The organism is Bradyrhizobium sp. CCGUVB4N (assembly GCF_024199945.1).
GTDB lineage: Bacteria > Pseudomonadota > Alphaproteobacteria > Rhizobiales > Xanthobacteraceae > Bradyrhizobium.
On sequence record NZ_JANADP010000001.1, the window covers coordinates 7,148,200 to 7,161,408 of the forward strand.

Annotated in this window: 8 protein-coding genes and 1 pseudogene; 1 reads left to right on the forward strand and 8 read right to left on the reverse strand. The window is 64.3% G+C overall.

Annotation, left to right across the window (positions count from 1 at the left end):
• Position 1: 1 nt before the first annotated feature.
• From NLM31_RS33225 to NLM31_RS33260, 8 genes and pseudogenes are all read right to left on the reverse strand, one after another.
• The gene (locus NLM31_RS33225; RefSeq protein WP_254194996.1) at positions 2-3,376 is read right to left on the reverse strand and encodes an adenylate/guanylate cyclase domain-containing protein; all 3,375 of its coding nucleotides are present in this window, start codon (positions 3,374-3,376) and stop codon (positions 2-4) included.
• Between the two features lie 294 nt (positions 3,377-3,670).
• Positions 3,671-4,186 (reverse strand): hypothetical protein, encoded by a 516-nt coding sequence (locus NLM31_RS33230; protein WP_254194997.1) that lies wholly within the window; start codon positions 4,184-4,186, stop codon positions 3,671-3,673.
• A gap of 337 nt (positions 4,187-4,523) precedes the next feature.
• Positions 4,524-6,392 carry an ABC transporter ATP-binding protein gene (locus NLM31_RS33235; RefSeq protein ID WP_254133498.1) on the reverse strand — a complete coding sequence of 623 codons (1,869 nt, stop codon included), beginning with the start codon at positions 6,390-6,392 and terminating at the stop codon, positions 4,524-4,526.
• 9 nt (positions 6,393-6,401) lie between these two features.
• A pseudogene (locus NLM31_RS33240) lies at positions 6,402-7,323 on the reverse strand (2-hydroxyacid dehydrogenase).
• A 7-nt stretch (positions 7,324-7,330) separates the two neighbouring features.
• Positions 7,331-8,659 carry an FAD-binding oxidoreductase gene (locus tag NLM31_RS33245; RefSeq protein ID WP_254133500.1) on the reverse strand — a complete coding sequence of 443 codons (1,329 nt, stop codon included), beginning with the start codon at positions 8,657-8,659 and terminating at the stop codon, positions 7,331-7,333.
• A gap of 40 nt (positions 8,660-8,699) precedes the next feature.
• Positions 8,700-9,575, reverse strand: coding sequence for an ABC transporter permease (locus NLM31_RS33250; RefSeq protein ID WP_254133501.1), 876 nt, complete (start codon positions 9,573-9,575; stop codon positions 8,700-8,702).
• Positions 9,576-9,579: 4 nt separating this feature from the next.
• Positions 9,580-10,530: an ABC transporter permease gene (locus NLM31_RS33255; RefSeq protein WP_254133502.1), complete on the reverse strand. Its 951-nt coding sequence runs from the start codon at positions 10,528-10,530 to the stop codon at positions 9,580-9,582.
• Positions 10,531-10,557: 27 nt separating this feature from the next.
• A complete protein-coding gene (locus tag NLM31_RS33260; RefSeq protein ID WP_254133503.1) occupies positions 10,558-12,249 on the reverse strand; it encodes a peptide ABC transporter substrate-binding protein in 1,692 nt (563 codons plus the stop codon).
• 201 nt (positions 12,250-12,450) lie between these two features.
• Between NLM31_RS33260 and NLM31_RS33265 the strand changes: the two genes are divergently transcribed.
• The gene (locus NLM31_RS33265) at positions 12,451-13,086 is read left to right on the forward strand and encodes a cupin domain-containing protein (RefSeq protein ID WP_254194998.1); all 636 of its coding nucleotides are present in this window, start codon (positions 12,451-12,453) and stop codon (positions 13,084-13,086) included.
• Positions 13,087-13,209: the final 123 nt, after the last annotated feature.

The following is a 13,209-nucleotide window of genomic DNA, read 5'->3' on the forward strand; positions in this document are numbered from 1 at the left end:
ATCATTCCCCGCCGCCAAGACGACCCGCCGCGGAAACGGCACGCGCCTCACGCTCCTGCGCAAGCAGCTCTTTCGCTTCCATCAATTCAGGAAGGTTGCGCTCGGCCTCGAACTCAGCGAACACCGGCGCGAGCACTTCATAGACCGCACCGGCTCGGCCGTTTGTCCTGTGCAGGCGGGCAAGTCCAAGCGCGCTGCGCAGCTCGAAGGTCTTCGTCCGCTGGTGTCGCGCGATTTCCAACGCTCGCCTGAGGTCGGCTTCGGCCCTGGATTCGTCTGAAGAATCCTGACGCCATAGCAGCTTTCCGCGGACACGATGCAGCTCGGCATCAAGCCAATGCTGGCCGGACTGTCCGGTCCGGGCGATCAGTTCGTTCAGGATGTCGAGCCCTGTTTCGACCTGGCCCATCTCCGCATTCGCCACGGCGACATGCAGCCCCCAGAACGGTTCGCAGAGGTAGCAATCGTTCTCGTGCAGCAAGGTCCAGCCGTGACGCATGTCCGCCAGTCCGGCCATTCGGTCGCTGGCGCGCCACTTGGCCAGTCCGTTCAGGTAGGTGCCCGCGGCCACATACAGCGGCATGGTGTGGTCGCGCGCGAGACCGAGCGCCAGGATCGTCTCGGTTTGCTGCAACATGCCCCCGCATACGCCGTCGAACACAGCGCGATGAACCAGCGCATTGGCCCGGGAAAGCGCCCGTTTTTCTCCCGACGCACCCACCGCTTCGGCGGCGAGCTCGCGCGCGCGTGCAGTGAGACCGAGCGGCCAGAGCACCAGGGCAAGAAATCTCATGATCACGAACGGCAGATCCAGTGTCGAAGCCCTGAATGTCGCCGGATCCGGTTCGGCAGCATAGATGGCCAGCGCCCGCTCAAGATGCGTTCGCGCGTTCAAATAGTCGCCGCCGAACCAGCAGGTGACGCCGCTCGTCCATTGGGCAACCACGGCCGCCACCGGCGAGTCCGGCCGTCGATCCGCGGCGCCCCTGATGGCGTCCACAAGCTCCCGCATCGGAGCGAATTCGCCGTGTGTCAGGCAGGCATTGAAGAGCCCCGAATGAACAGGCGCAAGTTCAACGGGATCATCGATGTCGGCTGCGAACCGGCGCGCACGCGTCCATGCCGCGATCGTTTCGGGAGCGCTGTGCCCGAGGCTGCCCCTCAGTGCGCGGCCGTACGAGATCTGCAGATGCAGCCTGGTCATCATCCGGCGGGGGTCATCCGGCAGCTCGTCGGCGGTCGCGACGGCCTTGCCGAGATGCGCGACCGCCTCGGAATAGGCAGAGCGTTTCAGCGCCTGCTGGCCCGCCTTGCGCCACCATTCGAGGGCTACCTCGCTCAGCCCCGCTTCGGTGAAGTGATGCGCCAGAACTTCCGGCTCGATCTCGGCGACGACCGGAAACTTCTCACGCAGGACCTCGCCAATTCTTGTGTGAAGCAGGTGCCGTTTGCTTTTGAGCAAACTCTCGTAGGCGGCCTCCTGAACGAGGGCGTGCTTGAAACTATAGCTTGCGTCGGGCGGAACCCCACGGCGAAGCAGCAGTTCGGCTTCTTCAAGTTGTCCCAGCGCGGCACTCAGCGTCAGATCATCGCGTCCCGCCACATACTTCATGAGCGCGTATGAGAAATCGCGGCCGATGGCGGCACCTATCTGCGCCACCTCCTTGACTGGAGCGAGCCGGTCGAGCCGCGCCATCAGCGAATCCTGCAGCGTAGCGGGAATTGCGAGCGGCGGGAGCGGACTATTCAGGCGATAGCGCCCGGCATCTTCGACCAGCAGGCCGGACTCCAGCACCATCTTGGTCAGTTCCTCGACGAACAGCGGGACACCATCCGTCCTGTCGATGATCTGCTTCATCATCTCGCGTGGCAGCTGGCGACCGACAACCACCTGTTCCACCAGCGCGCGCGTGTCCTGCCGATCGAGCCGGTCGAGACGCAGCAGGCCGACATTGGCAAGGCCCGACCAGGACGGCTCGAACTCAGGCCGGGATGTCATGAGCATGAGGATCGGCAGTGCCCTGATCCGATCGACCGCGAGATCGAACAGCTCAAGGGTCGTGGCATCGGCCCAATGCAAATCTTCGCAGATAATCAGCAGAGGCTGACCTCGCGCCAACCCCTCGAGCTGATCGAGAAGGGCGGCAAACGTCTGTCGCCTCTGCTGCGCCGGACTCAAGCCGAGGGGTGGGCAATGGTCGCCGGTCGGAAGCGAAAGCAACGCCGCAATGAGCGGTGTTGCCCGGGCGACCTGCTGGGTTCCAAGCGCCAGCATGGCCTCGAGCTTGCTGAACCTTTGTTCCGGCGTGTCGTGCGCGCGGATTCCGGCGGCGCGCTCGAGCTGTGCGACAAAGGGATGAAGCGCGCTGTTGGTATGATAAGGCGAACACTGATATCGCACGCGACGGTGCGTCCCCAACGAGGGACTTTCGGACAGCGTTGCGACGATGCGCGACTTGCCGATACCCGCCTCGCCGGAGATCAATACGATCTGGCCGTGACCTTGCCATGCGTCTCGCTGGCGCGAGAGAATGAATTCGATCTCATCCTTGCGGCCGACAAAGCCGATCGAGCGCGCGGCACGGACCGCCTCGAAACGGCTCTCGGATGCGGTCGCGCCTTCCACCGCCCACACTGCGACGGGTTCGCCTATCCCCTTGACTTCGCGGCGGCCAAGATTGCGAAACGTGAAGAGATCCCCAAGCAGCCGGCGGGTCGATGACGCAACGACGACCGCCCCGGGTTCCGCGAGGCTCTGAAGCCGAGCAGCGAGATTTGGCGTGTCGCCGACGGTCGCATGCTCCTCCGACGCATCTCCACTGATGAGGTCGCCCACCACCACGAGACCGGTCGCAACTGCAATCCGCAGCTCCACCCGTTCGCCGGCGCCTGTGTCGAGCTGGCGAATTGCGGCGATAATGTCGAGGCCCGCGCGCACCGCGCGCTCCGCATCGTCTTCGTGGGCGCGCGGATAGCCGAAATAGACGAGTATTCCGTCGCCGACGAACCTGGCTATGCTGCCGTCATAAGCCGCAATGACCCGCGCACATGCGGCGCGGTAGACCCGGATCACTTCCCACATATCCTCGGGATCGAGGCGCGCCGAGAGCTTGGTCGAGCCGACCAGATCGCAAAACATGACGGTGAGGTGGCGCCGCTCGGCGTCGTGAGGAGGAGCCGGCGATGCGATCAATGCGGCCGGATCGAGGTCGGCAATGGCTCGTTGCATCTTGCGGCGATGACCGAGCAGGACTCCGAGCTTGTCGAAGTCTTCGTCCATCAGCTCGGGGAGGACGCCAACGTCGATCCCGTTTTGGGCAAAACGCTCCGCGTATTGCCCAAGCCCCAGCTTCTCGAGCCACTCCGCAATCTGCATGGCTCACCCATCTTATGACTGGCGATTAGCAGAATTTTGGACCACGGCCGCGGCGAGACAATATCCCAACGCCACCATGATGGCACGTCTTGTTTGCCCTGCGAAAATTAGGTTACTCGTTACCGATGACGCTTCGGTCGGGACACGACCCGATGTGAACGGCCGCGCTACCAAACATCGCCGACACGCAGCGTTTGACAGCGGAGGTTGCGATGATTAGTCACGCCTCACTCCAGCTCTGAAGCCGACCGACTGCACCTGGTGCTCACATGCAATGCCAAGGAGACGTCTGCTTCATTGCTCGTTCGTCGGCGCCTCATGGCTGCGAGCCATCGTGCCCGCCGCAACCTGAAGCGAAGATCCGACCGCCCAGCAGACCGCAACAAAGCCTATCAGGGCGTCGGGTAGATTTTGATCAAGGACAAGAATGCTTACGGAAAGAGTTGCGGCAATCGCCGCGCCGAACGTTCCGGCCGCGCTCATGATTTCAGCCGGCTCAGAGCCGTTCCATTCTTCCGAGATGCTCGATTTCGGCCGCCGCGCGAGATTGCCGGACAAGTCAATTCCGACATAAAAGCTGAGAGCTCCGTAGAGCATCGTTATCAGCACGATCCAGCCGCTCTCAAACAGCCCATCTTTCTGACGCAACAGGGTCGCCCCCACATAGAGACCGCAAGAGGCTCCAACGGCCGCCAGCCCAATTCTTTCAAGGGTATGGGCAGACTTGATCAGGCTGGAACGGGCGATCCCGAGACCGCTGACGTACCTTGTGAGGGAAAATGCGGTCGAACTTGCACTGGTATTCTTCATTGGGGGCTCCTTATGAGCAATTGGCAGTCTACTGGCCGACCCGAATAGAATCTGCCGGGACGCGGTTCTCGATGCCCTTGATTCCAATGTCAGAAAGATCTGTGCTGAGTGATGGGGCTGACTTGCTCGCGAAGGCGAGAGCCAATCCGAGGCTGCGCGCACGCCGCTGCGCAGGCATTGCAACTCACCCGTGCCTGTCAGCCAGCTCCGGGTGCGGCAATTTCTTGCTGGAGTGATAGTTCAAATCGTGAGGGATGAACTATGAAGCGGTTCACAGATCACTGTTCTCTGCCCCGCCATCCAGTCACAATCTCCGGAGGACGTGCGAAGCTCGCAGTCAGCCCGACCACTCCTCGCCCCACGCCTGCACGACATGGCCGGGCGAGACTTCGCGATATTGTCGGATCGGCGGTTGATAGTCCGGTGCACGCACCGGGCTTCTGATTTCGTCGTTGGCCACTTCGCGCTTGCTGCCGCGGCGTGCGGGGTCGGGCACGGGAACGGCGGCCATCAGCCTCTTGGTGTAGGGATGCTGCGGGTTGCCGAACACCGCAGCGCGCGGACCTATCTCGACGATCTCGCCGAGATACATCACCGCGATGCGGTGGCTCATGCGCTCGACCACGGCGATATCGTGGGAGATGAAGAGATAGGCGAGCCCCATGCTGGCCTGAAGGTCGAGCATCAGATTGACGACCTGCGCCTTGACCGAGACATCGAGCGCGGAGACCGCCTCGTCCGCGACGATCAGCTTTGGCCCGAGCGCGAGCGCACGCGCGATACAGATGCGCTGGCGCTGCCCGCCGGAGAATTCATGCGGGAAGCGTGCGGCCATGTCGGCGGTGAGGCCGACGCGCACGAGCAGGTCGGCGACCTTGTCGCGCGCCTGCGACGCCGAGGCGAGGCCGTTGGCCAGCAGTGGCGCCGCGATCGCCGTTCCCGCCGACATCCGTGGATTGAGGCTCGCGAACGGATCCTGAAACACGATCTGCATGTGCTTGCGGAAATCGCGCAAGGTGCGACCGCTCATGGCGAGCACATCCTGGCCGTCGATCAGGACGGTGCCGGCATCCGGCTCGGTCAGCTTGAGGATCGATCGCCCCGTCGTCGACTTGCCGCAGCCGGATTCGCCAACCAGCGCCAGCGTCTCGCCGGCGCGCAAGGTGAACGAGATGTTCTCGACGGCATGAACGCGGCCGGAGACCTTGCCGAACAGACCCGCGCGGATCGGAAAGCGCGTGGTGAGGTTTGATACCTCGAGCAGCGGACGCTCCGCGCTCGACACCGTATCGGGCGTCTCCGCCGGTTCGTCCGAGGTGCCCGTGACCTTGTCGACGATGGGAAAGCGCATCGGCCGCGTCCGGCCGTCCATCGAGCCGAGCCGCGGCACGGCGGCGAGCAGTGCACGCGTATAGGGATGCGAGGGTGCGGCGAAGATGCGCGACGTCGCGTCGGTCTCGACAGCCTGTCCGCCATACATCACCACGGTACGATCCGCGATCTCGGCGACCACGCCCATATCGTGGGTAATGAAGAGGATCGACATCCCCTCCTCCTGCTGAAGCTCCTTCAGCAATTCCAGGATCTGCGCCTGGATGGTGACGTCGAGCGCCGTGGTCGGCTCGTCCGCTATCAGGAGTTTTGGCTTGCAGGCCAGCGCCATCGCGATCATCACGCGCTGGCGCATGCCACCGGAGAAACGATGCGGATGCTCGTGGAAGCGCGATTTTGCAGCGGGGATACGGACACGATCGAGCAGGCGGATGGTCTCGGCCTCGGCCGCCGCACGCGACAGGCCGCGATGCTGGATCAGCGCTTCCGCGATCTGGAATCCGATGGTGAGCACCGGATTGAGGCTGGTCATCGGCTCCTGGAAGATCATCGCGACATCGTTGCCGCGGATGTCCTTCATATCAGCTTCGGGCAGCGTCAGCAGATCGCGGCCGACCAAATTGATGCGACCTTCGATGCGGCCGCTCTCTTTTGGAATGAGCCGCATGATCGAGAGCGCGGTGACGCTCTTGCCCGAACCGGACTCACCGACGATCGCGACGGTCTCGCGTGGCGCGATATCGAAGGAGACGTTGCGAACGACCGGGATCCATTGCTGGTCGCGCAGGAAGGACGTAGTCAGGCCCGAGACCGACAGCACGGGCGCCAGCGCGCCGGCAACGATCTGATCGGGTCTGCTTGCGCCGATGCTCATGCAAGTATCCTAGTAGCCGCGATCGCGGTCGATACGCCCCGGTAGGGGCTCGCCGCGGCGGTGGCGTGCGATGGTGTCGAGCACGTAGTCGACCGCGGTTTCCGGCTTCGTCGTGCTGGCGATGTGCGGCGTGAGAAGAATACGCGGATGACTCCAGAACGGATGGCCCGCGGGCAGCGGCTCGGGCTCGGCGACGTCGAGCACGGCGGCCGACAGCACGCCGCCGTCCAGCGCCGCGACGAGGTCGGCCTCGACCAGATGGCCGCCCCGCCCGACATTGAGCAGCCGCGCGCGGCAGACGCGCAAACAGATTTGCGTTCAGAATGCCGCGCGTCTCCGATGTCAGCGGCAGCAGGCAGACGAGGATGTCGGCCTGCCCCAGGAAATCCGGCAGGGCCTCCGCACCCGCATAACAGGTGACGCCCGCGATGCTGCGTGGCGAACGGTTCCAGCCGAGCAGCGGAAAGTCGAACGATTTGAGCCGGTCGAGCACGGCCTGGCCAAGCAGACCGAGCCCCATCACACCGACACGCCGTTCGCCCGTGTGCGTCACGGAGAGCTCGCGCCAGACTTGATCGCGCTGCTGGCCGATGAACTGCACGAGATCACGATGCAGCGCGAGCACCGACATGCAGGCATATTCGACCATGCGCTCGGTGATACCGGGTTCCATCATGCGGACCAGCGGGACATGCGGAGGTAGTTTCGTGATGTCGAACTGATCGACGCCGGCGCCGACCGAGAACACCAGCTCGAGATTGGGGAACGTCGCCGCAATATTGTCGGGCGGCTGCCAAGCCACCAGATAACGCACCGCCTGGGGATCGCCGATATCCGGCCAGACCCGGAACGGCACGTCCGGCGCGCGCTCGGCGAAGAAGCGGGCCCACTCCGCGCCGCGCGCCATGTTGGCCTTGTAGAGAACCGTCATGCCGCCCTCAGAATGGGCTGACCGGCGCGAGCCGCCGGCCGTCGATCATGCGCTTGTGGCTGTAGGCTGCGGGATCGACCAGCGGGGTCGCGCCGGTCACGATATCGGCGGCGAGCTTGCCGGCCGCAGGACCGATGCCGAAACCATGACCGGAGAAGCCGGTCGCGAGGAAGAAGCCGGGCAGCGCGTCGACCGGCGAGATCACGGGAATCGTGTCCGGCGTACAGTCGATGGTCCCGCCCCAGGCCTCCGCGATCTCGATGTCCTTGAGCTCCGGGTTTGCCTTGATCAGCGAGGCCAGCGCCGCAGTGACCAGTGACATATCAGGCTCGGGATCGCGCACACGCTCGGTCTCGAACGGCGACGGCTTGTCAAAGCTCCAGCTGGTGCCGCGCATGATCTGGTCGAAGAACGACTTGCCGAACGACAGTTTGAGCCCACCCTTGCGATGCTGATAGGTCGGCCAGAACGTGCGCGCGTAGCGGAACAGGTCGGGCGACAACTCCACCGTGCCGCGGTTGCGCAGCGCCAGCGTGAAGCCACCATCGAGACGGCGGCGGATGCAGTAGAGATCGGTGCCGAGCGCACCGGAGGTGATCTCAGGTGCCGGCGTGGTGCGGCATGCGGTGGCGTTGACGAGACCGATCGGCAACTCGATGCCGTGACGGCGGCAGAACAGCGACGACCACGCGCCACCCGACAGCAGCACCGCTTGCGTGCGAATGGTGCCCTTCTCGGTGACGACGGCGCTGACGCGTCCTCCTTGTGTCTCCAGCCCGCGCGCGGCGCAGCCCTGATGAATCGTGACGCCGTGCTTTCGCGCGGCCGTCGCCAGCGCAGGCACGGCCATCGACGGTTCGGCGCGGCCGTCGCTCGGCGTGTGCAGCCCGCCGACCCATTTGTCGGTATTGCCCGGCATGCGTTCGGCGACCTCGGCCGGGGTCAGCACGGTCGAATGCACCTGCATTTCGCGCGCGACCGCCGCCCAGCGCTCCCAGCTCGCGAGCTCGTCCTTGCTCTTCGTCAGGAACAGCACGCCGGTGCGGCGGAAGCCGGCATCGACGCCGGCGTCGTTCTGCATATCCTCCCACAGACGTAGCGCCTCGCGCGCCAGCGGAATTTCCTCACGCGCCCGGCCCTGCTGGCGGCACCAGCCCCAATTGCGGCTCGACTGCTCGCCGCCGACATGACCTTTCTCGACCAGAGCGACGGAGAGACCCTTCTTCGCCAGATGATAGGCCGCCGAGACGCCGATGACGCCGCCGCCGATGACGACGACGTCCGCCTGCGCCGGCAGGCGTTCGTCGCTGTTTATACGGTTGAGCGGCGGGGACATGATGCACTCCTGGAGATCAGTTCGGTCGAGAGCTTGCTCGTCATGAGATGTTCATTCGCGGATCGAGCGCGTCGCGCAGGCCGTCACCGAGGAAGTTGAAGCTCGTCACGGCGAGCGTGATGGCGACGCCCGGCGCGATCGCGAGCCACGGCGCGCTGGTGAGATAGATCTGCGCATTGTTGAGCATGTTGCCCAGGCTCGCGGCCGGCGGCTGGATGCCGTACCCGAGATAGCTGAGATAGGATTCCAGCAGGATCGCCTGGGCGACATTGAGCGTTGCCGCCACCAGGATCGGCGCGACCGCGTTGGGCACGAGCTCGCGGAACATGATCCGAAGGTTCGACGAGCCGAAGGCGAGCGCGGCCACCGCAAACTCGCGCTCCCTCAGCGAGCGCACCTGCGCCTCGACGACGCGCGCCACCAACATCCATGACGTCGCCGCGATCAACACGGCGGTCGTGACGAAACCGGGCTCGGTGAGCGCCGCCAACGCCAGCAGCAGGAAGATGGTGGGAAAGCACAGCACGGCGTCGACCAGCCGCATCAGCACCGCGCCGACGACGCCGCCATAGAAGCCGGCGAAGGCGCCGACGACGATGCCGACGGCCATCGCAATCACCATTGCAACGAAGCCGATCGACAACGAGACGCGCGCGCCCATCATCAGCCGCGCCAACACGTCGCGGCCGAGTTCATCGGTCCCGAGGATGTGCGCCCCCGAGAGCGGCGGGGCAAACCGTTTCATGATATCGATATAGGTGTCGTCGAACGGCAGCAGATAGGGACCGAACGCCGAGCCGAGCACCAGGACGAGAATGACGATCGCGCCCGCGAGCGCGAGCCGGTGGCGGCAGAAGCGTTGCCAGGCGCCCTGACCGGGGCCGGATTGAGCGGTGGACAAGACTGCGGTCGCCATCGCTTCAGCCCACCCGAATGCGCGGATCGACGACGGCATAGAGGATGTCGGCAACCAGCGAGCCGATCAGCACCATGACCGCAGAGAACATCAGGATGCCCATCACCACGGGATAGTCGCGATAGCCGATGGAATCCAGGAACAGCCGCCCCATGCCGGGCCAGGTGAACACGGTCTCGGCCACCAGCGCGCCGCCGAGCAGCGTCGGAAACTGCAACCCGCCCACCGTGATCATCGGCAGCAGCGCATTGCGCAATGCGTGCACCGTGAGAATCCGCCATTCCGGCATGCCCTTGGCTCGCGCGGTGCGGATGTAATCCTGGTTGATCACTTCAAGCATGGAGGAACGCATGAAGCGACTCCACATCGCGGTCTCGACCAGCCCCAGCACCATTGCCGGCGCGATCAGATGATGCAGCAGGTCGAGGAAGGAGCCATCGCCGACGGTCGCGCGGTTTCCGGCCGGCAGCCAGCCGAGCGTCACCGAAAACACATAGATGGTGACGAGGCCGAACCAGAACGTCGGGATCGACAGCGCGATCATGGCGCCAACGGTGGCGAGCGAGTCGAACAGCGAATATCGCCTCAGCGCGCCCAACATGCCGATCCAGCAACCGAGCAGCACCGCGATGATGGTCGCCGTCACCATCAGCTCAAGCGTCGCGCCAAGATGTGACGAAATCACCGACAGCACCGCCTCGCCGTCGCGATAGGACTTGCCCCAATCGCCTTTGAGCATGCGGCCGAACCAGTCGAGATACTGGATCGGCAGCGGGCGATCGAGCCCGAGCTGCCTGGTGACGCGGTCGAGATCCTCCTGCGTCATCTGCGCGGACACGGCGAATTGCGAGAGCGGACCGCCGGGCGCCAGATGCAAGAGGGCGAAACCGATCGCCGAGACGATCACCAGCAGCATGACCGCCTGTGCCAGGCGATTGGCGACGTAGCGAACCATCTCAGACGATCTCGCGAATGGAACGCATCAGGCCCAGTACCATTCGCGGATGTTCCAGCAATTGATCGAGGTGTTGATGTTGGGACGGAAACCCTGCAGCCCCTCCTTCACGCCCTCGACGATGTAGCCCTGGAACAGCGGCAGGATCGCGAGGTCGTTGCGGATGAGCTTTTGCAGGTCACCATAGGTGGTCTTGCGCTGCGCGAGATCGAATTGCTTGGCGCCTTGCGCGAGCAGACGATCAGCCTCGGCGTTCTGGTATTGATAGGTGTTGTAACCGCGGCCGCCCTTGGCAGGGATCGCGCCCGATCCGAACCGCGGCGTCACGTCGGGGTCGCTGCCCAGCATGAAATTCACGCCGACGATGACCGAATTGAACTTCGACTGCTGCCAGAAGTCGCCCCAGATCACGGCGGCCGGCATGTTGTTGACGCGCATGCTCGCGCCGATCGCGCGCCAGTCCTGGATCAGGAGCTGCTGGGTCTGCTCGCGCACGGCATTGCCGGACGTCGTCGAGTTGGTGAATTCGAGCTTGACGCCACCCTTCTCACGCACGCCGCCCGCGCCGCGCACCCAGCCGGCTGCATCGAGCAGCGCATTCGCCTTGGTCGGATCGTATTTGTGCTGCGGCAGGCCCTTCTGGAACGACCACGCCTCCTGCGGCACGAAGCTTTCGGTCTGCATCGGCAGGCCGTAGTTCAAGGCATCGATGATCGCCTGCTTGTTGATGGCGAGATAGAGCGCCTCGCGCACCGCGCGGTCGGCGAAGGGGCCGAACTCCAGATTCGGCGCGATGTGCTCCACCGAGGACGTCGACGAGACGAAGATCTTGCGCGCCTTCAGCGTCTTCGCCTCCTGCACGAAGTTCGGCAAAATGCCCTGCAGGCCGGTGTAATCGACCTGTCCGGTACGGAACTGGGTGTAGAGGACGGTGAGATCAGGGATGTACTTGAAGACCACGCGTTCGACGTAGGGTCCCTTGCCGTGATAGCCGGCATAGGCATTGAACTGAATGTGGTCGCCGGGCACGCGCTCGCCCCAGCGGAACGGTCCGGTGCCGACAGGCGCATTGTGGAACGGCGACGAATTCGGATCCGACACCTTCTCCAGAATGTGCTTGGGCACGATGAAGGTCAGCGACAGGATCGACATGTAGGGCGAATAGGGAGCCTCCATTCGCCAGTGGATCTCGTCGGGCGCGACGATCGTGATGTCCTTGACCAGGCTGTGGCCGACGCGGTTGCGGACACGGAAGTCGGGATTGTTGATCAGCTCGAGCGAGAACTTGACGTCGTCCGCCGTGAAGGCCGTGCCGTCGTGCCACTTCACGTCCTTGCGCAGCTTGATCTTCCAGGTCAGGCCGTCGGCCGAAAGGCCACCATTCTCGACCGTCGGGACTTCGCGCGCGAGATCGGGCACGAACTTGCCGTCGGGATCGATGAACCAGAGCGGCGAGAACACCTGCCACCAGACGCCCTGGTCGACTTCGATGCCGGGCATCAGCGGATGAAAGACGGTCGGCTCCTGCGACAGCGCCGCGATCACCTGCCCGCGCGGCTTGTCCGGCGGATTGCCCGGACGCTCGGTCTGCGCAAAGGCGCGACCTGCAAGCGTCCATCCCGCCGCGGCGCCGGCGCCGAGTTGAAAAAACTGTCGGCGATTTGGAATGCCGAGATGATGCAGTCCGCCAACGCCGAACTTGCCGGTGCTGTCTGCCATGACCAGTCTCCGTTCCCGCACGCGGCACCTCTCCCGCGCCCCGAGACCCGGCAAAGGGACAGGAGTGGGCTTTAGTGCTTCTAAATTTTTCGATCAAAAGTTCATCATGACTAAATACAGCTGTCAATCGCATTGCTAGGATGCGCGACCTTTTCACACCGCCGGCCATTCCGGCGGCAAGGTCATGCACGGGAGAGCGACATGGATGGTCGCGGCGACACCAACGGTCCGAAAGACGCCCCGACGATCGAGGCCGACGATGCGGTCGACCAGAGGCTCGGCGAGACCGTGCGGCTGCTGCGCCAGCGCGCCGGCCTATCGATCCAGGACGTCGCCAACAAGACCGGCCTCTCCAACGGCATGATCAGCCAGCTCGAACGAGCACGCGCCATGCCGTCGATCCGCACGCTGCGCCTGCTCAGCATCGCGCTCGAGGTGCCGATCTCCTATTTCTTCGAGACCAGCGATCCCGCCGCCGACGTGCAGCGCTACATCGTACGCAAGAACAACCGGCGCCTGCTGCGGCTCACCGCCAGCGGCGTCGTCAAGGAGGCGCTGACGCCGGAAGGCAAGGGTCAGCTCGAGCTCTACGAGCTCACGCTCAATCCCGGCGCCTCGTCCGGTACTGATTTCCTGCAGCACACCGGCGAGAAGGCCGGCTACATCCTCTCCGGCAGCCTGCGGCTGTGGCTCGACAACCAGGCCCATGTGCTCGAGGCCGGCGACAGCTTTCGTTTTCCGAGCATCGTGCCGCACATGTTCGACAACCCGACCCAGCAGGCCGCACGTGTGATCTGGGTCACGACGCTGCGCCAGACCGATTCGCCGGCAAGTTGACACAAAGCAACGGCTCGCCCCGATACTGACGGAAATTGCCCTCGACGCCGCCGCAGGGAGTCTGTAGCTCACATGGAGCCGGACTCATTTGACAGGGCGGACGCGAGGGTCCGCGGTGGACGT

Bases quoted from the DNA above. Each gene is read 5' to 3' on its own strand.
- NLM31_RS33225 (WP_254194996.1), bottom strand. From the start codon at position 3,376: ATGCAGATTGCGGAGTGGCTCGAGAAGCTGGGGCTTGGGCAATACGCG.
- NLM31_RS33230 (WP_254194997.1), bottom strand. From the start codon at position 4,186: ATGAAGAATACCAGTGCAAGTTCGACCGCATTTTCCCTCACAAGGTAC.
- NLM31_RS33235 (WP_254133498.1), bottom strand. From the start codon at position 6,392: ATGAGCATCGGCGCAAGCAGACCCGATCAGATCGTTGCCGGCGCGCTG.
- NLM31_RS33245 (WP_254133500.1), bottom strand. From the start codon at position 8,659: ATGTCCCCGCCGCTCAACCGTATAAACAGCGACGAACGCCTGCCGGCG.
- NLM31_RS33250 (WP_254133501.1), bottom strand. From the start codon at position 9,575: ATGGCGACCGCAGTCTTGTCCACCGCTCAATCCGGCCCCGGTCAGGGC.
- NLM31_RS33255 (WP_254133502.1), bottom strand. From the start codon at position 10,530: ATGGTTCGCTACGTCGCCAATCGCCTGGCACAGGCGGTCATGCTGCTG.
- NLM31_RS33260 (WP_254133503.1), bottom strand. From the start codon at position 12,249: ATGGCAGACAGCACCGGCAAGTTCGGCGTTGGCGGACTGCATCATCTC.
- NLM31_RS33265 (WP_254194998.1), top strand. From the start codon at position 12,451: ATGGATGGTCGCGGCGACACCAACGGTCCGAAAGACGCCCCGACGATC.